We start from the raw sequence: 20,313 nt of genomic DNA, 5'->3' as shown, positions 1-20,313 counted from the left end.
GGTCACAGTCGGTCTAGAGGACGACGATGCCTTCGCCGATGCCGGCGCCGCGGAGGTCGCGGTACCAGCGCTCGACCGGGTGCTCCTTGGTGAAGCCGTGTCCGCCGAGCAGCTGGACGCCGTCGAGGCCGATCTGCAGGCCCTTGTCGATGGTGAGCTTGCGGGCGAGGGCGGCTTCGCGGGCGAAGCTCAGGCCCTGCTCGGCACGTGCGGCGCCGCGCAGCGTCACGAGGCGGATCGAGTCGACCTCGGTGGCGATGTTGGCGACCATGAACGCGACCGCCTGGCGGTTGGAGATCGGCTCGCCGAAGGCCTCACGCGCGTTGACGTAGGGGATCACGTAGTCGAGCACGGCGCGTGCGGTACCGGCGGCCAGTGCCGACCATCCCAGCCGCGACAGGCGCACCACGTCGCGGTACGCGGCGACGGCGGCGTCGCCGTCGCCGGCGAGCAGCGCCGTCTCGGGAACGGCGACGTCCTGAAGGAGCAGGCGTCCCATACCGGCGGCGCGGACACCCATGCCGGGATCGGCTTCGACGATGAGGCCCTTCGAGTCGGACTCGACCAGGAACAGCGCGGGTTTGCCGTCGAGCTGGGCTCCGACGACGAACAGCTCCGACGACCCGGCGGCGGGCACGAAGGACTTCACGCCGTTGAGGCGGTATCCGCTGGGTACGCGGGTTGCCTTGGTGCTCAACGCGAATGCGTCGAACAGCGGCTTGGGCTCGGCGATGACGACGGCCGACTGCGGCACGTTCTCGCCGGCGAAGTCGGGCAGGTAGGTGCGCTGCTGGGAGTCGGTGCCGAAGTTGGTGAGGGTGGTTGCCACACCACTCGGCGCCAGAAGCGGGAGGGCCAGGCCCATGTCGCCGTAGGCCATCGCCTCGGCGACGAGTGCGTTGGTGACCACGCCACGCTCGGAGGCCGCACCGTCGAAGGTCTCGGGCACGTTGATCATCGTGATGCCCAGCTCGGCCGAGCGCTTGACGATGTCCTCGGGCGCCGTGGCGGCGGCATCGGCGTCGTAGGCGGCGGGGCGCAGGATCTCGGTGGCGAACTCCTTCACCGTCTCCGCGATCATCTGCTGCTCGTCGTCGGGGGTGAGGTTGAAGTAGTTCTTGGGTGCGGTGGTCAGCCGCTTGGCGTCGCCCGAGCCGCCCTGGGCGGCCTTGAACGCGCGGTTGGCCGCACCGAGGGTCTGGAAACCGGTCTTGGTGGCCTGATAGGCGACCCGGTTGATGGGTTCGCGGATCTTGTACTTCTCCGCGAACTCCGAGCCGGTCACCGTCGTGAGCACACGCATCGCGGTGCCGATGAAGTTGCGGGGATGCGGGTTGCGGCCGACTGCGGAGGTGTCGCGCGGTTCGGTGTGAGTTGTCATGATCACCAGCCGTTCTTCCAGTCGCCCCGGTAAGGGGCTCTGCACAGGTATTTGCGGACCGATCTTACTCGGTGGTAAGTCCAGACCTTACTCTGCAGTAAGAAGTTTGTCACCTACTTGTCCGACGCCGTCGTGGGCGTCACGCGCTAGGCTGGCCGGGTGACCGTGGAAGCCCGCTCCGACCTGCGCTTATCGTCCACCGGCGCGCTGGGGGCGGCGGTCGTCGGACTGGCCGGCGCGGCCGCGGTCGGAGCCGCCTGCGTGTTCACCCCGGCCGGGATCGACGCCGGTCCGGGGATCTGTCCGTTCGCGATGATGACGGGCCTGCCGTGTCCGGGTTGCGGTCTCACCCGTAGCTGGGTGGCGTTCATGCACGGCGACGTCGGAGCGGCGTTTCGCTTCAACGTCTTCGGGCCGATCCTGCTCGTCCTCACCATGGTGACCGTCGCCCTCGCAACCGCAACTCTGTTGTGGCGGCGGAAGTCTCCGCTCGCGAGCTGGCGCGACGTCGTGTCGGGCCGCGCCGGAGCTGTCCTGCTGGGCGTGTGGCTGACCTACGGGTTGGCGCGCATCGTCGACGCCGCCGCGGGTTGGGGGATCTTCCCGATCGTGGTCTGAAGAAGGCAGAGTGGATGCATGCAGATCACCCACTTCGGCCACTCCTGTCTGCTCGTCGAGATCGACGGGACCAAGGTGCTCTTCGACCCGGGCAACTTCTCGCACGGTTTCGAGGGCATCAGCGGTCTCGACGCCATCCTCATCACCCATCAGCACCCCGACCACTGCGATGTCGCGAAGCTGCCCGACCTCGTCGCAGGCAACCCCGACGCCGTGCTCTACGCCGACCCGCAGACCACCGCACAGCTCAACGGTGACGACGTCGCGGGGGAGTGGACGGCTGCCCACAGCGGTGGCCTGATCGAGATCGGTTCACTCACTGCACGATTCACCGGCGGCCGACACGCGGTCATCCACCCGGAGATCCCGGTCATCGACAACGTCGCCTATATTCTCGGCACCCCCGAGAACCCGGGACAGTTCATGCACCCGGGTGACTCTTTCTACATCCCCTTCGAGCGCGTGGACGTCCTCGCGCTGCCGTCGGCCGCGCCGTGGATGAAGCTCAGCGAATCCGTCGACTACCTCCGCGCGATGGCCCCGCGGGTCGCGGTGCCGATCCACCAGGCGATCCTCTCCGACGCCGGGACCGGCATCCACTACGGGCGACTGTCGGACATGAAGAACGACGCGACCGAGTTCAAGGTCCTCGACAAGGAGACCGGTACGGAGCTCTAGGGACTGTGCTCTAGGGACGGAGCGCGGCCAGCACCTTGTCGTGGAGCAGACCGTTGCTGGCGACGGCACTGCCGCCGGCGGGACCCGGGGTCCCGTCGAGTGCGGTGAACCGCCCGCCGGCCTCCCGGACGAGGATGTCGAGAGGGGCGAGGTCCCAGAGGGAGACCTCCGGCTCGGCGGCGACGTCGACCGCGCCCTCGGCCACCAGGCAGTAGTTGAAGAAGTCGCCGTAGCCGCGGACCCGCCACACCTGATCGGTGAGGTCGACGAAACGGTCGCGGATGCCGCGGTCGGCCCAGCCGGAGAGGCTCGAGAACGCCAGGCTCGACGCGGAGAGGTCGCCGACCCCCGACACCGAGAGCTGACGGGCGTCCTCGCCGTCGAAGCACGTGTGGGCGCCGAGTCCGCCGGCGGCCCACCAGCGGCGGCGCAGGGCAGGTGCCGACACCACGCCGACCGTGGGCACTCCGTCGACGAGCAGGGCGATCAGCGTGGCCCAGACCGGCACCCCGCGGACGAAGTTCTTGGTGCCGTCGATGGGATCGATGACCCATTGGCGACCGGTGAGGTTCGCGTCACCGCCGAACTCCTCACCGAGGACCATGTCGGCGGGCCGGCGGGCGGCCAGCCGTTCGCGGAGCAGCGTCTCGCAGGCGAGGTCGGCGTCGGTGACGGGTGTCAGGTCCGGTTTGTCGTCGACGCGGAGGTCGACCGCCCCGAACCGGTCCGTGGTCAGCGCATCGGCGGAATCGGCGAGGGACAGCGCGAGTTCGAGGTCGTCGTCGTAGCTCTGTGCGGTTCTGGTGATTTTCGGACCGGAGTCGGCGGACATGCCCGGTAGGGTAGCCGTCATGCTGCTCACCGTGACGTTCACCCTGTTGCTGGCCGCGCTGGTGGTGGTGCTGGTCGTCCAGTGGCAGCGAGGCCGGAACCCGCGGGCGATGTCCCCCGGTAAGGCCTCGCAGTATGTGCAGGGCACGCTGACGGTTGTCGGCGTCTCCGACGACCAGGTCGACCCGCAGAGCGCGACGGACAAGAACGGCCAGCGCTTCTACACCATCACCGGGACCATCGTCGGACCGGAGACCAACCCGACCGAGGTCTACGGAACCCTCGTGCTCGGTCCCGACGATCCGTGGCCGCAGGTGGGCGACGACCTGCCGGTGATCTACAAGCCGCAGAAGGCCGTGACGTCCTGGCAGTTCGGTGTCCTGCCCGATCCGCAGCCGCCCGCAGGACCCGGCGGCATCTGAACCGCAGGACCCGGCGGCATCTGAACCGCGGGACCCGGCGGCATCTGAACTGCGGGGCCTGACACTGTCTGACCCGGCCCGCGGTCGGTACTCTGGATAACCGTGCATCCCGACGTGACCGCAGACCTCGAATCCCTCGACACCACCTTGACCACCGTGGAAAAGGTGCTCGACCTCGAGGAGCTCCGTCGTCGCATCGACGAGCTGGAGATGCAGGCCTCCGATCCCGACCTGTGGAACGACCAGGACCACGCGCAGAAGGTCACCAGCGAGCTCTCGCACGCCCAGTCCGAGCTGCGCAAGGTCTCCGAACTGCGTCAGCGCCTCGACGACCTGCCCGTGCACTACGAACTCGCCGACGCCGAAGAGGGTGACGACAAGACCGCCGCCCTGGCCGACGCCGATGCCGAGCGGGCGAGCCTGCGCGCCGACATCGAGGCCATGGAGGTCAAGACGATGCTCGCGGGTGAGTACGACTCCCGCGAGGCACTGGTCAACATCCGCTCGGGCGCCGGTGGCGTGGACGCCGCCGACTGGGCACAGATGCTGATGCGCATGTACATCCGCTGGGCCGAGCAGAAGGGGTACGGCGTCGAGGTCTACGACACCTCCTACGCCGAAGAGGCGGGCCTCAAGTCCGCGACCTTCGCGGTCAAGGCGCCCTACATGTACGGCACCCTCTCTGTCGAGCAGGGCACGCACCGCCTCGTCCGGATCAGCCCGTTCGACAACCAGAGCCGCCGCCAGACCTCGTTCGCCGAGGTGGAGGTGCTGCCGGTGGTCGAGACCACCGACCACATCGACGTCGACGAGAACGACGTGAAGGTCGACGTCTACCGCTCGTCCGGCCCCGGGGGTCAGTCGGTCAACACCACCGACTCCGCCGTGCGCCTGACACACATCCCGACCGGCATCGTCGTGACCTGTCAGAACGAGAAGAGCCAGCTGCAGAACAAGGCGTCGGCGATGCGGGTGCTGCAGGCCAAGCTCCTCGAACGCAAGCGACTGGAGGAGCGCGCCGAACTCGACGCTCTGAAGGGCGACGGCGGTTCGAGCTGGGGTAACCAGATGCGTTCCTACGTGCTGCACCCGTACCAGATGGTCAAGGACCTGCGGACCGGCGTGGAGGACAACAACCCGACCGCGGTGCTCGACGGCGAGCTCGACAAGTTCATCGAGGCCGGGATCCGCTGGCGTATGGCGTCCGCCGAAGCGTGATCGTGCAGCCGGGAACCGTGCTGCTGGCCGCCGGGCCGTCCCCGACCGAGATCCTCATCGGCCGGGTCTATGTCTGGCTGGCCACCAGCGGACTCGAGATCGTCATCTGGATTCTCGGTGCGGTCCTGTTGGCGCGCGTCATCCGGTGGTTCGCCGGCAAATATGCCACGCGGGTCGAATCGCGCTTCTCCACCAGCGACCTCATCGTCCAGACGGAGGACGCCAAACACCGTCGGGCACTGGTCGACGTGGTGGCGTGGACGCTGATCGTGGTGATCGCGATCATCGTCATCATCCACATCCTGGGCGTGTTCGGGATCCCGCTGAGCGGGCTCACCGGACCGACCGCGGTCATCGGTGCGGCGCTCGGTTTCGGCGCGCAGCGCATCGTGCAGGACATCCTCGCCGGTTTCTTCGTCGTCGCCGAGAAGCAGTACGGCTACGGCGACGTGGTGAACCTGACGGTGACCGGCAATGCGCCGGCCGAGGGAACGGTCGAGGACGTGACGTTGCGGGTGACCAAGCTCCGCACCACCGAGGGTGAGGTGATCACCGTCCCCAACGGTCAGATCATCAAGGCCACCAACCTATCCAAGGACTGGGCCCGCGCCGTCGTCGACGTGCCGGTGCCCGCCGAGGCCGACATCGGTCTCGTCAACGACACGCTCGACCGGGTCGGGAGCGAGTTCTACGAGCTGCCGAGATGGCATGACCTCCTTTTGGACGCGCCGTCGTCGCTGGGTGTCATCAGCCTCGAGCTCGATTCGATCACCGTCCGTATGGTGACCCGAACACTCCCCGGCAAACAGTTCGAGGTGGGTCGGGCACTGCGTATCCACATCATCCGGGCGCTGGCACGGGAGGGGATCAACGTGCCCGCACGCGACGTCCAGGCGTCGAGTGGGCCGCCGGCAACGTTGGCCGACCAGGTCGCGCGTGATCGGGGCGGGGACGAGTGATGGCCGCGTCGCAGCAGTCGGGGGCGCAGCAGTCGGGGTCCGGTGGCAGCAACCCGACTCCGCACGACGGGCGCCACCGGCGCATGTTCCGGTGGAATCAGCACATCGGCCGGACGACGGTCCGGATCAGCACCACGATCCTGTTCGCCGTGTTCATCCTGTGCTGTGTCCTCTACGGCTACACCTCGCAGCGCTACGGTGTGGTCGCGCCGGAACCTCCTCGACCTGCACCGAGAACGTCGCAGGTCGTCGACACACCGGTCTATGAGGAGCCGGTGCCGTCGACGTCCAGCGAAACCACGTCCAGCAGACCGTCGGAGTCGTCGACCGGCGAGCCGGGCATCGACGGCGGGACCGAGGGCGGTACACGCTCCACGTCGACGCCGTCCACCACCCGCCCGACGATCCCGGGTCTGCCGGGGGTGGAGATACCGCAGTTCGGCGCCCCGACGCCGACCACGCCGGTCCCGACACGCTGAGGTCGACACAACCGCTGCCGAAGGGGCAGGTCAGGAACATTCACGGTGTGGTGTGTCGCGCCTGAACGGACTCTCAGGCGTCGTCGTTACACTGGCTCATCGTGATCAAGCTGGAGAACGTCACGATGCAGTACAAGGCATCCTCTCGGCCGGCTCTGAAGGATTTGAGCTTCGAGGTCGACAAGGGGGAGTTCGCGTTCCTCATCGGACCGTCCGGATCGGGCAAGTCGACGTTCTTCCGACTGCTGCTCAAGGAGGACCGGCCGACGAGCGGCGACGTGTACCTCGGTGAATTCCACGTCAACAAGCTCCGGGCCCGGGACGTGCCCAAGCTGCGACAGTCGATCGGCTGTGTGTTCCAGGACTTCCGTCTGCTGCAGAAGAAGACCGTCGCCGAGAACGTCGCCTTCGCGCTCGAGGTGATCGGCCGCCCGCGGTCGACGGTCCAGCGCGTGGTGCCCGAGGTGCTCGAGTACGTCGGCCTCGAGGGCAAGCACGACCGCATGCCCAACGAACTGTCCGGCGGTGAGATGCAGCGAGTGGCGATCGCCCGTGCGATCGTCAACCGCCCGCTCGTTCTGCTGGCCGACGAACCGACCGGAAACCTCGATCCCGAGACCAGCGAGGAGATCGTCGACGTCCTCGACCGCGTCAATCGTCGGGGCACCACGGTGGTCATGGCCACTCACGACCGGCACATCGTCGACGCGATGCGACGCCGGGTCCTCGAATTCGACAACGGGCAGCTCGTGCGCAACGACCCGCAGGGTGTGTACGGAATCGGCTGACGGCTCGGCCCACTCCCGACACACAACAACGACCCCCAAGGACGTCTGAGCAAGCATGCGAGCGAATTTCATCATCAGCGAGGTTCTCCACGGGCTCCGCCGCAACGCGACCATGACCATCGCGATGATCATCACGACGGCGATCACGCTGGGCATGTTCGGCGGCGGTCTGCTGGTGATCCAGATGGCCGACAAGAGCCAGAAGATCTTCCTCGACCGGGTGGAGATGGAGTTCTACCTCAATCCTGAGGTCACCGAACGCGATCCGCAGTGTGATGCGGACCCGTGTGCGCAGCTGCGCCAGGGACTCGAGAACGAGCCAGGGGTCACCTCGGTGACGTACCTGGACAAGGACGAGGCCTACAAGCGTGCGAAGGAGATCTTCGCCAACAATCCCGACCTCGCCGAGAACATCGTCGAGGGCACGCTGCCGGCGTCGTTGCGGGTCCGCGTCTCCGACCCGGCACAGTTCGACGCCGTGCTCACCAAGTACGCGGGCCGAAAAGACATGGGCGTGGACGCTTTCAAGGACGATCGCAAACTGGTGCAACGAATCTTCAGCGTGCTCGACGGCGTGCGGAACGCGACCTTCGCGATCGCGTCGGTGCTCGCGATCGCGGCGATCCTGTTGATCATCAACACCGTTCAGATCGCTGCCTTCACCAGACGGACCGAGGTGTCGATCATGCGCCTGGTGGGCGCGACGCGGTGGTACACGCAGTTGCCGTTCCTGCTGGAGGCGGTGGTGTCCGCCCTGGCCGGTTCGCTGTTGGCGATCGGCGGTCTGCTGCTCGCGAAGAAGTTCTTCTTCGACACGGCGCTGAAGGAGTTGTACGGCGTCAGCTTCTTCGCCCGCATCGAGCTGACCGACGTGCTGTTCGTGGCGCCCTGGCTGATCCTCGGCGGAATTGTGTTGGCGGGTGCGACGGCATATGTCACCCTTCGTGTGTACGTCCGTGAGTGAGCGGACCCGCCGCTGCCGGTGTGGCGCGGCCAGTACGACTACCGGTTCGACGAGGAGGTGAGTGCGCGATGCCCAGGGAAAAGGGACGCAACGTGATTGCGACGAACCGCAAGGCGCGGCACAACTACACCATCCTCGACGTCTATGAGGCCGGCATCGTCCTGGTCGGAACCGAGGTGAAGAGCCTGCGCGCCGGAAAGGCGTCGCTCGTCGACGCCTTCGCCACCATCGACGACGGCGAGGTCTGGCTGCACGCCCTGCACATCGCCGAGTACGGCCAGGGCTCGTGGACCAATCACGCGGTTCGGCGTAAGCGCAAACTGCTGATGCATCGTCGTGAGATCGACAACCTGATCGGCAAGATCCGCGACGGCAACCTCACGCTCGTGCCGCTCTCGATGTACTTCAGCGATGGTCGCGTGAAGGTCGAGCTGGCGCTGGCCCGCGGTAAGCAGGCCCACGACAAGCGTCACGACATCGCCAAGCGGACCGCGCAGCGTGAGGTCGAGCGTGAGATCGGCCGTCGGGTGAAGGGGATGTGACTCACCTTCGGGGAGATAGCCGTCAGGCGGCCCGGTAGAGACGAGTGCCCTCGTCCGCGGGTGCGGTCGCGGGGGCCTCGACGGCTGCCACCCGTGCGCGACGGTAGGTCCGCTCGTACTGTTCGACGTCGGCCCGTCGCAGTGGGGGAGTCATCGGATCCGACGAGATGATCATGTCGTCGGAGTGCTGCTTGCTGAGCGCGATCTGCAGCCGGAAAGCTGCGATGGACAGGGCGAACAGCACTGCCACCGCCACGCCGACCGGCCATGCCGGCGTACCTATGCCGCCGGCCAGGGACACCACGAAGAGTCCCAGGAAAAGGAATCCGAGAAGCATCACCAGGTACCCGGCGAAAGCGTACGACTTAGAGCTGGATGCATTGTGCACGTCCACCAACCTCCTTGTTTGACATTGATCGCTACATAGCATGTATCGATACACCGACTGTAGCGCTACACTTTATGTAGCGCTCGATGGGCGCGTGATATTCCTGAAGCACCGGATTCGACGACGAAGGGTTCCGCGGGTGCCTGCTGACAGCGGCTCGAAGATCATCACGGCTGCGCTGGAGTTGCTGCGCGCGAAAGGTCCGGCCGGGGTGACGATCGAGGCGGTCGCAGCTCATTCCGGCGTCGCCCGCACCACCATCTATCGGCGTCACCGCAACCGGGACGAGATGCTGACCGCCGCGCTCGTCGCCGTGGGAACGCCGCCGGCCCCCGACGAGGATCTGTCCGGTGAGCAGCGACTCAGGTGGGTGGTCCGGCAGGCGGCGTCGATGGTGTCCGACGGCATCGGATTCGGCGGGATGGCCGCGCTGATCACCGATGCCGATCCCGCGTTCACCGAGATCTTCCGAACCGTGCTGTCCAAGCACCGCGCCGATCTCGCCGCCGTCATCGACGACGGCAAGGGCCGTGGTCTCGTGGCGTCGACCGTGGACCCGGATACCCTGCTCGACGGGATCGTCGGGACGCTCGTGGCCGAAAAGGCCAGGTCGGGGAGTGTGGGCGACGACTGGGAGAACCGTGTCGTCGAGATGTACGCCCCGCTCGTGCTCGCCCCGTCCTGTTGATCGGGCTCCGTTCTCGCTGTTGGTTGAGCTCTCCGGTTTCCCGCTGGTTGAGCCCTCCGGTTTCCCGCTGGTTGAGCCCTCCGGTTTCCCGCTGGTTGAGCCCTCCGGTTTCCCGCTGGTTGAGCTCTCCAGTTTCCCGCTGGTTGAGCTTGTCGAAATCCCGGGAATAGACTCCGCTGTCCGCCTTGTTAGACTGAAGTACTCGCTGACTTCGGTCGGCGGGTTCCTCCTCGGGGCTGATCGGTTTCGACTACGTGCGTCGAGGTAGGGGAAGCGTGTCGGTGCAGGCTGGAGACCACCGTATAAGCGTCGCAGCAACCAATTAAGCGCCGATTCCAATCAGCGCGACTACGCCCTCGCTGCCTAAGTAGCGACGGCTAGTCTGTCGGCCCGGATTGTGCTCCCGAATCCGGATGCCGGCATCATCTCAGGGAGCTCACCGTCCTCGCCGGTCGCGGGCGAGGTCGGAACATCAAACAGCGACTGGGATCGTCATCTCGGCTTGTTCGCGTGACCGGGAGATCCAAGTAGAGACATAGCGGACTGCACACGGAGAAGCCCTACCAACACGACGGAGGACCCGGGTTCAATTCCCGGCAGCTCCACGGCGAAAGCGCCCCACCTGTTCGCAGGTGGGGCGCTTTTGCGTACAGGGGTTGTACACGTCTCTCGCAACGGGACCGTAGGGATTTGCTGGTCACTTCCGCAGCCCGTCCCACGAACCTCGGGAAAAGCGTGGGGTCAGTTCGGGAATCCGAGCTGACCTCGAACTTCGAGTTCGGCGAAAGCCTGGTGCTGGTTCTCCGAGTGCCTATCTCAGTAGTAGTGCGCTCGACCGCCCACTGCGCGCCCGGTGGCACCGAGGATCGCCAGGATCACGCCGATCACGGCGATGATGATGCCCAGGGTCCACAGGATCGGGATGCCGAAGATGAATCCGAGAACTAGAAGGATGATTCCGAGGATGATCACCGCGCACACTCCGGGGTTCGGTGTTACAGGATGCTCGACGCTGCTGCAAGCGATTCTCACGTTACTCCCGTCACATCCGGTGGTGCGCCAAATGATGCCCGGCGTCGGATCCATGTCTGCGGGTACGTGGGCAACACCCGGTTGATACGGCGGATTTCGACAGCCGGCCGGTCTCGGTCGGCGGCTCAAGCCGCCGTCGCGTCGGCCGGCGCGTTCTCGCGGTGACGGCGTCGCTTGCTGATGACGCCGTGGGTCGGGCTGAACAGGAAGACGAGCAGGAACAGGATGCCTTGCACCAGAACGACCATGCCGCCGGGCGAGGTGTCCTGGTAGTACGACACGTACAGGCCGATGACGCCGCACAGTGCAGAGGTGACCGGAGCGATGACGAGCATCCGGCTGAATCGGTTGGTGAGCAGCTGCGCGGTGGCGCCGGGGATGATCAGCATCGCCACCACCAGCACGATGCCGACGACCTGCAGGGCGGTCACGGCGGTCAGGGCGAGCAGTGCGAGGAGTGCAGCGCCGAGGAGTCTCGGACTCAGACCGATGGCGAAGGCGTGCGTGGGATCGAAGGCGTAGAGAGTGAAGTCGCGGCGCTTGAGCAGAAGGATGACCGCGACGATGGCGCCGAGGATGGCGATCTGGATGAGGTCGGACGTCGAGACGCCGAGCAGATTGCCGAAGATGATGTGGTTCAGATCGGTCTGGCTCGGCGTCACCGAGATCAGGACCAGGCCGAGCGCGAACAGCGTCGTGAAGACGATGCCGATTGCGGCGTCCTCCTTCACCCGCCCGCCGTCGCGGACCGCGCCGATCATCGTCACCGCGAGGAATCCGAAGACGGCCGCGCCGATGGCGAACGGGATTCCGACGATGTAGGCGAGGACCACACCGGGCAGCACCGCGTGAGAGACAGCGTCACCCATCAGCGACCAGCCGATGAGTACCAGCCAGCAGGACAACAGGGCGCACACCACCGACGAGATCAGCGTCGCCCACAGCGCACGCGTCATGAATGCGTAGGCGAACGGGTCGAGGAGGTAGTCGACAATGCTCACGATGCCTCTCCTTGGCGGTCGCGTTCGAGCGGGTCGAGTCCGAAGGCGCGCACGAGATTGTCGGTGGTGATGACCTCGTCCGGAGCGCCCTGGGCAACGACCCTGCGCATCAGCAGGATCGCCTCGTCGGCGAGCGTCGGCAGGACCTGCAGGTCGTGAGTGGAGACCAGGATCGTCACGCCGGAGTCGGCGAGTTCACGCAGGAGTGCGGTGATCGTGGCCTCGGTGCGCTTGTCGACGCCGGCGAACGGCTCATCGAGCAGGAGGATCGACGCCTCCTGGGCGATGCCGCGGGCGACGAAGGCGCGCTTGCGCTGACCGCCGGAGAGCTGGCCGATCTGGCGGTCGGCGTAGTCGGTGAGTTCGACGCGGGCGAGTGCTGCGTCGACGGCGTCGTGGTCGGCGCGTTTGGGGCGTCGGGTGAAGCCGAGATGGCCGTAGCGGCCGGTCATCACCACATCGCGTACCGACAGCGGGAACGACCAGTCGATGTCCTCGGACTGCGGTACGTACCCGACAAGGCCGGACTTGCGCGCAGCGGTCGTGCTCTTGCCCGCGAGGGTGACCGAGCCGGTGGTCGGGGTGACCGACCCGACGATGGTCTTGAACAGCGTCGACTTTCCTGATCCGTTCATGCCGATGAGAGCGCAGACGCGGCCGGCCGGCACCCGCACCGACGCGTGATCGAGCGCGAGGATTCGCCCGTAGCGCACGGTGACGTCGTCGACCTCGATTGCCTGCGAGGTGATCATCGGTTGTCTCCCGTCAGTCCCGACACGATGGTCCGGGCGTCGTGGCGGATCAGGTCGAGGTAGGTGGGCACCGGGCCGTCGGCCTCCGAGAGGGAGTCGACGTACAGGGTGCCCCCGAAGCGGGCGTCGGTGGCGCCGACGACCTGCTGCATCGCTGCGTCGGAGACCGTCGACTCGCAGAAGACGGCCGGCACCCGGTTCTTGCGTACGAAGTCGATGGTCGCGGCGACCTGCTGGGGGGTGGCCTGTTGTTCGGCGTTGACCGGCCAGATGTAGCGCTCGGTGAGCCCGGCGTCACGTGCGAGGTAGGAGAAGGCGCCTTCGCAGGTGACCAGTGCGCGTTCGTTGGGCGGCAGGTCGTCGAGTGCCGAGACCAATTCGCTCTGTACCTGCTGCAGCTGTTTCTTGTACGACGCGCCGTTCGCCGCGAAGATCTCGGCGCCCTCGGGGTCGAGGTCGGTGAAGGCGTCGACCAGGTTGTCGACGTAGATGCCGACGTTGACCGGACTCATCCATGCATGCGGATTCGGTTTGCCCGCATAGGCATCCGAGGCGATGTCGATCGGTGCGATGCCCTCGCTGGCCACGACGTGCTCGACGTCGAGTCCGTCGACGAACTGCCCGAACCAGGCCTCGAGGTTGAGTCCGTTGTCGACGACGAGGGAAGCCGTCGCCGTGCGTCTAACGTCGCCGGGCGTCGGTTCGTAGCCGTGGATCTCCGCGCCCGGTTTGGTGATCGACTCGACGCGGAGACGGTCGCCGGCCACGTTCGACGCGATGTCGGCGAGCACGGTGAACGTGGTGAGCACCACCTTTTCGTCGGGCAGCCGACTCGACAGTGTGCAGCCCGTGATGAGGATGCCGACCGCAGCGATGAACGCACCGAATGGCAGGAGTCGGCGGTCAGGATGCGGCTTGGGCATGCCGACACTATAGTTTCGGGCCCCCGAACTTTCTACCTGGGTGGCCCGCATACCCCGTCATCCCCGAGATCCGCCCCCGAAAAGCGCCCTGCTCAGCGCGGTGGGCGACATATCGCCGCCGGTGGGTCCACGGCGGGCGGATACCAGGGGCGGATGTCGGGGTGGATTCCAGTTGGCGTCAGATGACACCCTCTTCACGCAACTCCTCGAGCTCCCCGGTCGACAACCCCAGCAGCTCGCCGTAGACGGTCTCGTTGTCGCATCCCGGGGCCGGGGGCCCGGCGTTGCGGATGCCGCCGGGGGTTTCACTGAACTGCGGCACGACGCCGGGTCCAAGGACCGTGCGCTGCGCCCGTTCGTCGTAGTGTTCGGCGATCATGCCGCGTGCCCGCAGATGTGGGTCGGCGACCACCTCGGCGACCGTGTTGACCGGTCCCACAACGACTCCCGCGGCGCTCAGGACCTCGGTGAGCTTGTCGGGCGAATACTGCGACGACCATTCGCCGATCAGTTCGTCGAGCTCGTCCTGGTTGCGACCGCGGGCGGCGTGGTCGGCGAACCGCTCGTCGGTCGCGAGTTCGGGCCGGCCCATCGCCTGACAGAGGCGTGCGAACACCGAGTCCTGGTTGGCCGCGATGATCACATGCGTGCCCTCGCTGGTGGGGTAGAGGTTCGACGGCGCGATGCCGTCGAGGCGTGTGCCCGACGGTCCGCGCACCACGCCACCGGCGTCGTAGTCCGCGATCGCCGACTCCTGAACGGCCACACAGGATTCGATGAGCGAGGTGTCGACGACCTGGCCCTTGCCGGTCACCGAACGACGGTACAGTGCCGCCAACGCGCCCTGCGCGGCGAACATCCCGGCGAGGGTGTCACCGAGCGAAAGTGCCAGTCGCGGAGGCAATTGCCCGGGGTAACCGTTGAGATACCGTAGGCCGCTCGCCGCTTCGGCGACGGATGCGTAACCGGCACGCGTCGAATCCGGTCCGGTCTGGCCGTAGCCGGACACACGTACGACGATGATGCCCGGGTTGCGCTCGGACAGCACCTCGGGGCCGATGCCGAGGCGTTCGAGGGTGCCGGGCCGGAAATTCTCGACGACGATGTCGGCGTGGTCGGCGAGCCGGAGGAAGATCTCGCGTCCACGATCGGAGCGCAGGTCGAGGGTGATCGCCTTCTTGTTGCGGCCGTGGATCGTCCAGTAGAAGCGATGGCCGTCGACCTCGGCCTGGCCCCAGGTGCGGATCGGGTCGGGCTTGCCCGGCGGCTCGATCTTGATGACGTCGGCGCCCATGTCGCCCAGGAGTCGGGCGGCATGCGGGCCCGCGATCAGGGTGCCCAGCTCGAGTACGGTGACGCCCTCGAGCGGTCCGGTCGGCGCTGCGGGCCGGTCCGGCGCGGCAACGGTGTTGTCGGTCATGGAAGACAGTGTGGCGGGTCACAACCGGCGACGCCATCACCAGGTGACCGATTCCCGGTTGGAACGAATCGCTACCGGCGTTTCATCGTCGCCGATCTCCCGCTATGGTGTGTGTCGTCGAACACATACTCGGGGAGGCTTTGAATGGTTGAACACGCATCGGGGACCGGGCTCTTGCCCGACATCCGTCTCGCCGACATGGCGGCGGGGGTCGCGTCACTGCGCAAGGACATCGGGACCGTTCTGCGTGTGCTGCCGGAGATGCTGCCCAAGCCGCCGACGACCAAGATGTCGATCGGCAAACGCTTCCAGCAGTCCGTCGACAAGTACCCGGACCGCGACTTCCTGCGCTTCGAGGGCTCGTCGATCACCTACCGCGAGGCCAACGCCCGCGCCAACAGGCTCGCCGACTTCCTGACCCGGGAAGGCGTCGGCAAGGGCGACGTGGTGGCGGTGCTGTCGAAGAACCACCCCGACGTCGTGATCGCCATGCTCGGCATCGTCAAGATCGGCGCGATCTGCGGCATGATCAACTTCCACCAGCGCGGCGCGGTGCTCGAGCACAGCCTGGGTCTGATCGGCGCCAAGGTCGTTCTCTACCAGGAGGATCTGGTCGAGGCTCTCGACTCGGTGCCGGAGAGTGCGCGTCCATCAAAGGAATTCACGTTCGAGAAGCTGTCGTCGCTGACCGCGCCGTGCTCGCCGGTCAACCCGGCGGCGACGGAGACCGTCGAACTCGGGTCGACCGCGATCTACATCTTCACCTCCGGGACCACCGGATATCCCAAGGCCAGCAAGATGACCCATTACCGCTGGCTGGTGGCCATGAACGGTATCGGCGGTCTCGGCATCCGTCTCCGCGGTGACGACGTGATGTACACGGCGCTGCCCTTCTACCACAACAACGCGCTCACGATCTCGCTGTCGTCGGTGCTCGCCTCGGGCGCCTGCCTCGCGATCGGCAAGCAGTTCTCTGCGTCGCGGTTCTTCGACGAACTCATCGAGAACGACGCCACCGCGTTCAGCTACATCGGTGAGCTGTGCCGGTATCTCCTTGCGCAGCCGCCGAAGCCGACCGACCGCGCACACCGCGTGCGGCTCGCCGTCGGCAACGGACTGCGCCCTGACATCTGGGACGACTTCACCGAGCGTTTCGGCATCGACCGCATCGTCGAGCTGTATGCCGCCAGCGAGGCCAACATCGGCTTCGTGAATGTCTTCGGGTTGTCGAAGACCGCCGGATTCTCGCCGCTGCCGTACATCGTCGTCGAATACGACGAAGAGACCGGCGAGCCGTTGCGCGGCGGCGACGGACGGGTCCGCAAGGTCGGCAAGGGCGGTACGGGACTGCTTCTCGCGCAGATCAACTCGCGTGTCCCGTTCGACGGTTACACCGATCCCAAGGCCACCGAGAAGAAGATCGTCCGCGACGCCCTGAAGAAGGGTGACCAGTGGTACAACAGCGGCGACGTGGTCCGCGACCAGGGTTTCAACCACATCGGGTTCGTCGACCGGATCGGTGACACCTTCCGCTGGAAGGGAGAGAACGTCGCCACCACCGAGGTCGAGGCCGTCCTCGACGCGCACGACTCCGTCGAAGAGGCCGTCGTGTTCGGCGTGCCGGTGCCCGGCGTCGACGGCAAGGCCGGCATGGCAGCCGTGAGTCTCCGCGACCGTCAGGAATTCGACGCCGCGGGGTTCGCCGCGCACGTCCGCGATGGACTGCCGAGCTACGCGGTGCCGCTGTTCGTGCGGATCGTCCCCCAACTCGAACACACGTCGACCTTCAAGAACATGCGCACCGAACTGCGCAAGCAGGCCTACGGCGAGACCGGCGACGATCCGATGTACGTGCTCTCCGGCGACACCTACGTCGAGTTCTACGCGGAGTTCGTCGAGGAACTGTCGGGGTCGCGGCGCCCGGCCTGATCGAGCGCCTCGTAAACCCACCATTGATCGCCAGATCCTCCACCCATGGGGGTGCTGGGTTTGGCGATAAATGGTGGGTTTGTGGGTTGTCAGGCCCGACGCAGCGCGGAGAGCCGTTCGCCGACGAAGTCGAGGGCGGTGCGCTGCCACAGACCGATGTGGTCGAGCATGGCGTGACCGCCGTCGGGAACGTTGATGAACTCGGCGTCGACGCCCTGAGCCGACAGCTCGTCGATACCCTTCCGGGTTCGCTTGGCGAATGTGCGTTCGTCGGCGTCGCCGTGTACCGCCACCACCCGGGCGCCGGGCTGGATGTGCCGCCAGTCGGCGAACTGCCACCACGGGGCGAGCGCCAGGACGCCGATCACCCGGCGGTCGGTCGCCAGCTGGGCGGCGACCCGGCCGCCCATCGAATGTCCGATCGCCACCACGGGTGCGCCCGGGTGTCGACGGCACATCTCGTCGAGAGCGGCGCGCGCCGGCAGCATCGGACTGTTCTCCTCGCCGTTCCAGCCGTAGACGCGGTACCGCACCTGATGCACGCGCACCGCCCGTCCGTAGCGGAACCGCAGCGACCATGTGAACGGATACATCCGCAGCGCCGACGCCTGCCACGGGGTGAACGGCTTGCGGCTGTCGTCGGTGCCGCCGGGCAGTACCAGGACGACGAGGCCCGTCGAGTCGCGTCCCGGCGAGAACAGTCTCGGGGAGAACATGGCGGGTGGACCGGGGTTCAACATGGTCTGGCAGTCCTCCAACGGCGCGTCGGCGATCGTTCCACCCTAGCGATTCGATTCCGGGTGGAATACGGATCGCCTCTCGTCAGCCGTGCTGATCGGTGTCGTCGGAGAGTCGAATTCGGCGCAGGGTGGCAGAATCGCAATATGGCACATTCCCGAGCTGGAACATTGGCCCTGCCCGAAGACCTCATCGACGTGGACGCACTCGAGCGTGCCTATTACGACAACGTCCCCGATCCCTCGGACCCGTTGCAGCAGGTCGTGTTCGGGACGTCGGGTCATCGCGGTTCGAGTTTCGACACCGCATTCAACGAGGCGCACATTGTCGCGACAACCCAGGCGATCGTCGAATACCGGCGAGGCGCCGGAATCACGGGTCCGCTGTTCATCGGTTTCGATACCCACGCTTTGTCGATTCCGGCGTGGCGGACCGCGCTGGAGGTGCTCGCCGCCAACGAGGTGTCGGTGCTCACTGCCGAGGACGACTCGTTCACCCCGACTCCAGCGGTCAGCCGCGCCATCCTGACGTTCAACAAGGAGAACCCCGGTGTGCTCTCCGACGGCATCGTGGTGACGCCGTCGCACAACCCGCCCCGCGACGGCGGATTCAAGTACAACCCGCCGACCGGGGGGCCGGCGGACACCACGATCACCTCGGCGATCGCGGCGCGCGCCAACGACCTGCTCGCCTCACGCCTCGACGGGGTCAAGCGAATCCCTTTCGAACGCGCCCGGGCGAGCGAGTACGTCCAGGACTACTCGTTCCTGCACAACTACGTCGACGGCCTCGGCGACGTCGTCGACATGAAGGCCATCCGCGACGCCGACATCCACATCGGCGCCGACCCGCTCGGCGGGGCGTCGGTCGGGTACTGGGCCCACCTCGGTCTGCGCTACAACCTGGAACACCTCACCGTCGTCAACCCCACCGTCGACCCGACGTTCTCGTTCATGACGCTCGACACCGACGGCAAGATCCGGATGGATTGCTCGTCGGCGAACGCGATGGCGTCGCTCATCTCCGCGCGCGACTCGTTCGACATCGCCACCGGCAACGACGCCGACTCCGACCGCCACGGAATCGTCACGCCCGACGCCGGCCTGATGAATCCGAACCACTACCTCGCGGTGGCCATCGACTACCTGTTCACGCATCGCCCGCAATGGTCGGCGCAGGCCGCGGTCGGCAAGACGCTGGTGTCCTCGTCGCTGATCGATCGGGTGGTCGCCGGAATAGGACGGCCGCTCCTGGAGGTGCCGGTCGGCTTCAAGTGGTTCGTCGACGGGCTGCTGTCCGGCCGCGTCGCCTTCGGCGGCGAGGAGAGCGCCGGGGCGTCGTTCCTGATGTTCGACGGCAGTCCGTGGTCGACCGACAAGGACGGCATCATCATGGCGCTGCTCGCCTCGGAGATTCTGGCCGTCACCGGCAAGACGCCGTCGCAGCGCTACGCCGAGCTCGCGGAGGAGTACGGCGAGACCGCCTACGCCCGCATCGACGCGCCCGCCTCGCGCGAGCAGAAGGCGGTGCTGTCGAAGCTGTCGCCGGAGCAGGTCAAGGCCACCGAACTCGCCGGTGAACCGATCTCCGCGATCATGACCTCCGCGCCCGGCAACGGGGCGGCGATCGGCGGCCTGAAGGTCACCACCGAGAACGCGTGGTTCGCGGCACGGCCGTCGGGAACCGAGGACGTCTACAAGATCTACGCCGAGTCCTTCAAGGGTCCCGAGCATCTCGCGCAGGTGCAGAAGGAGGCGCAGCAGGTCGTCGACGCCGCACTCGGGAGCTGATCAGCCGCCCGCGGGGACGCCGATCGCCAGGCCCACCAGGTAGGTGGCGCCGGCGGCGACGACCCCGAAGCACAGCTGACGCAGCGCGCCCCGCACGATCGGATGACGGGTCACGTAGGCGGCGACGCCACCGGCGATGAGGAGTCCGACGGCACCCACCGACAGGCCGAGGATCAGCGACGAGAAGCCGAGTAGGTAGGGGATGAGCGGCACGATGCCGCCGATCGCGAACATGATGAACGACGAGACCGCGGCCACCCACGGGGACGGCTTGTCCGAGGGGGCGACGCCCAATTCGTGGATGATGTGAACGTTGACGGCGCCGTCGGTGTCTGCGTGGATCTCGTTCGCCGCGGTGGTCGCGGTCGACTCGGTCATCCCCATGTCGGTGAGCATGTCGATGAGTTCGTCGAGCTCGCCGCGTGGGTTCTTCTCGATCTCGTTGCGCTCGACAGCGACCTCGGCGTCGAGCTGCTCGTTCTGCGTCGAGACCGAGGTGAACTCGCCGAGAGCCATTGAGAACGCGCCCGCGATCAGGCCCGCGACACCCGACAACACGATGGTGTGTGCGCTCGCACCGGCGCCACCGACACCGGCGACCAGGCTGATGTTGGTGACCAGCCCGTCCATCGCCCCGAAGGTCGCGGCTCGCACACGGCCACCAGACACGTCCGCGTGCTCATGGCTGATCGGGTTCATGTCCTCGTCGAGCTCTCTGTTCGTCACCCGCCGAGCGTAACGACGCACGTTCCGGGCCGCTCGCCGACCCGGG

The 20,313-nt window shown here is 66.7% G+C and carries 22 protein-coding genes and 1 other RNA gene; 13 read left to right on the top strand and 10 right to left on the bottom strand.

The window, feature by feature from the left end; genetic code table 11:
• Window positions 1-13: 13 nt before the first annotated feature.
• Window positions 14-1,381 carry an acyl-CoA dehydrogenase family protein gene (locus GAA2_RS17185; RefSeq protein ID WP_035760333.1) on the bottom strand — a complete coding sequence of 456 codons (1,368 nt, stop codon included), beginning with the start codon at window positions 1,379-1,381 and terminating at the stop codon, window positions 14-16.
• Between the two features lie 159 nt (window positions 1,382-1,540).
• On the opposite strand from GAA2_RS17185, the gene GAA2_RS17180 reads away from it, so the two are divergent.
• Together GAA2_RS17180 and GAA2_RS17175 are read left to right on the top strand one after the other, a co-directional pair.
• Window positions 1,541-1,999, top strand: a complete 459-nt coding sequence (locus tag GAA2_RS17180) for a DUF2752 domain-containing protein (protein WP_024498197.1) — start codon at window positions 1,541-1,543, stop codon at window positions 1,997-1,999.
• A gap of 18 nt (window positions 2,000-2,017) precedes the next feature.
• A complete protein-coding gene (locus GAA2_RS17175; protein ID WP_024498198.1) occupies window positions 2,018-2,677 on the top strand; it encodes an MBL fold metallo-hydrolase in 660 nt (219 codons plus the stop codon).
• A gap of 10 nt (window positions 2,678-2,687) precedes the next feature.
• On the opposite strand, the gene hisN is transcribed toward GAA2_RS17175, so the two are convergent.
• Window positions 2,688-3,509: a histidinol-phosphatase gene (hisN, locus tag GAA2_RS17170; protein WP_051349578.1), complete on the bottom strand. Its 822-nt coding sequence runs from the start codon at window positions 3,507-3,509 to the stop codon at window positions 2,688-2,690.
• Window positions 3,510-3,528: 19 nt separating this feature from the next.
• Between hisN and GAA2_RS17165 the strand changes: the two genes are divergently transcribed.
• The 7 genes from GAA2_RS17165 (at window position 3,529) to smpB (ending at window position 8,880) form a co-directional block, all read left to right on the top strand.
• Complete coding sequence (locus GAA2_RS17165) at window positions 3,529-3,930, top strand: hypothetical protein (protein ID WP_024498200.1); 402 nt, start codon at window positions 3,529-3,531, stop codon at window positions 3,928-3,930.
• A gap of 102 nt (window positions 3,931-4,032) precedes the next feature.
• Complete coding sequence (gene prfB / locus GAA2_RS17160; protein ID WP_006435867.1) at window positions 4,033-5,148, top strand: peptide chain release factor 2; 1,116 nt, start codon at window positions 4,033-4,035, stop codon at window positions 5,146-5,148.
• Window positions 5,145-6,107: a mechanosensitive ion channel family protein gene (locus tag GAA2_RS17155; protein ID WP_024498201.1), complete on the top strand. Its 963-nt coding sequence runs from the start codon at window positions 5,145-5,147 to the stop codon at window positions 6,105-6,107. The genes prfB and GAA2_RS17155 overlap by 4 nt, the downstream gene beginning before the upstream one ends.
• Window positions 6,107-6,586, top strand: coding sequence for a hypothetical protein (locus GAA2_RS17150; protein ID WP_191834480.1), 480 nt, complete (start codon window positions 6,107-6,109; stop codon window positions 6,584-6,586). Before GAA2_RS17155 ends, GAA2_RS17150 begins: the two co-directional genes overlap by 1 nt.
• Window positions 6,587-6,687: 101 nt before the next feature.
• A complete protein-coding gene (ftsE, locus tag GAA2_RS17145) occupies window positions 6,688-7,374 on the top strand; it encodes a cell division ATP-binding protein FtsE (RefSeq protein WP_006435870.1) in 687 nt (228 codons plus the stop codon).
• Window positions 7,375-7,429: 55 nt separating this feature from the next.
• Window positions 7,430-8,338: a permease-like cell division protein FtsX gene (gene ftsX / locus GAA2_RS17140; protein WP_024498203.1), complete on the top strand. Its 909-nt coding sequence runs from the start codon at window positions 7,430-7,432 to the stop codon at window positions 8,336-8,338.
• Between the two features lie 68 nt (window positions 8,339-8,406).
• Entirely contained in the window at window positions 8,407-8,880 is a 474-nt protein-coding gene (smpB, locus tag GAA2_RS17135; RefSeq protein ID WP_191834479.1) for an SsrA-binding protein SmpB, read from the top strand.
• 22 nt (window positions 8,881-8,902) lie between these two features.
• Here the strand turns inward: smpB and GAA2_RS17130 are convergent, their stop codons facing one another.
• Window positions 8,903-9,217, bottom strand: coding sequence for a hypothetical protein (locus GAA2_RS17130; RefSeq protein WP_051349579.1), 315 nt, complete (start codon window positions 9,215-9,217; stop codon window positions 8,903-8,905).
• 190 nt (window positions 9,218-9,407) lie between these two features.
• Here GAA2_RS17130 and GAA2_RS17125 point away from each other — a divergent pair, with 190 nt between their 5' ends.
• Together GAA2_RS17125 and ssrA are read left to right on the top strand one after the other, a co-directional pair.
• The gene (locus GAA2_RS17125) at window positions 9,408-9,956 is read left to right on the top strand and encodes a TetR/AcrR family transcriptional regulator (protein WP_024498205.1); all 549 of its coding nucleotides are present in this window, start codon (window positions 9,408-9,410) and stop codon (window positions 9,954-9,956) included.
• A gap of 232 nt (window positions 9,957-10,188) precedes the next feature.
• Window positions 10,189-10,564: a transfer-messenger RNA gene (gene ssrA / locus GAA2_RS17120) on the top strand.
• Between the two features lie 208 nt (window positions 10,565-10,772).
• Here ssrA and GAA2_RS17115 read toward each other — a convergent pair.
• The 5 genes from GAA2_RS17115 to GAA2_RS17095 form a co-directional block, all read right to left on the bottom strand.
• Entirely contained in the window at window positions 10,773-10,928 is a 156-nt protein-coding gene (locus tag GAA2_RS17115) for a DUF6131 family protein (RefSeq protein WP_096274988.1), read from the bottom strand.
• 185 nt (window positions 10,929-11,113) lie between these two features.
• On the bottom strand, window positions 11,114-11,989 hold the full coding sequence (locus tag GAA2_RS17110) for a metal ABC transporter permease (RefSeq protein ID WP_024498207.1): 876 nt from the start codon (window positions 11,987-11,989) through the stop codon (window positions 11,114-11,116).
• On the bottom strand, window positions 11,986-12,741 hold the full coding sequence (locus tag GAA2_RS17105; RefSeq protein WP_024498208.1) for a metal ABC transporter ATP-binding protein: 756 nt from the start codon (window positions 12,739-12,741) through the stop codon (window positions 11,986-11,988). Before GAA2_RS17105 ends, GAA2_RS17110 begins: the two co-directional genes overlap by 4 nt.
• Window positions 12,738-13,664 (bottom strand): metal ABC transporter substrate-binding protein, encoded by a 927-nt coding sequence (locus GAA2_RS17100; protein ID WP_024498209.1) that lies wholly within the window; start codon window positions 13,662-13,664, stop codon window positions 12,738-12,740. The genes GAA2_RS17105 and GAA2_RS17100 overlap by 4 nt, the downstream gene beginning before the upstream one ends.
• A gap of 178 nt (window positions 13,665-13,842) precedes the next feature.
• A complete protein-coding gene (locus tag GAA2_RS17095; RefSeq protein WP_024498210.1) occupies window positions 13,843-15,084 on the bottom strand; it encodes a CaiB/BaiF CoA transferase family protein in 1,242 nt (413 codons plus the stop codon).
• Window positions 15,085-15,228: 144 nt separating this feature from the next.
• Between GAA2_RS17095 and GAA2_RS17090 the strand changes: the two genes are divergently transcribed.
• Window positions 15,229-17,013: a long-chain-acyl-CoA synthetase gene (locus GAA2_RS17090; RefSeq protein ID WP_024498211.1), complete on the top strand. Its 1,785-nt coding sequence runs from the start codon at window positions 15,229-15,231 to the stop codon at window positions 17,011-17,013.
• A gap of 89 nt (window positions 17,014-17,102) precedes the next feature.
• Here the strand turns inward: GAA2_RS17090 and GAA2_RS17085 are convergent, their stop codons facing one another.
• A complete protein-coding gene (locus tag GAA2_RS17085; protein ID WP_024498212.1) occupies window positions 17,103-17,753 on the bottom strand; it encodes an alpha/beta fold hydrolase in 651 nt (216 codons plus the stop codon).
• Between the two features lie 144 nt (window positions 17,754-17,897).
• On the opposite strand from GAA2_RS17085, the gene pgm reads away from it, so the two are divergent.
• Window positions 17,898-19,541 carry a phosphoglucomutase (alpha-D-glucose-1,6-bisphosphate-dependent) gene (gene pgm, locus GAA2_RS17080; RefSeq protein ID WP_191834478.1) on the top strand — a complete coding sequence of 548 codons (1,644 nt, stop codon included), beginning with the start codon at window positions 17,898-17,900 and terminating at the stop codon, window positions 19,539-19,541.
• Here pgm and GAA2_RS17075 read toward each other — a convergent pair whose 3' ends face one another.
• Complete coding sequence (locus GAA2_RS17075) at window positions 19,542-20,240, bottom strand: VIT1/CCC1 transporter family protein (protein ID WP_191835019.1); 699 nt, start codon at window positions 20,238-20,240, stop codon at window positions 19,542-19,544.
• Window positions 20,241-20,313: the final 73 nt, after the last annotated feature.

The organism is Gordonia ajococcus (assembly GCF_012974285.1).
In the GTDB taxonomy this organism is placed as follows: domain Bacteria; phylum Actinomycetota; class Actinomycetes; order Mycobacteriales; family Mycobacteriaceae; genus Gordonia; species Gordonia amicalis.
Note: the sequence above shows the minus strand (reverse complement) of the source record. Positions and strands in the feature narration are given on the sequence as shown.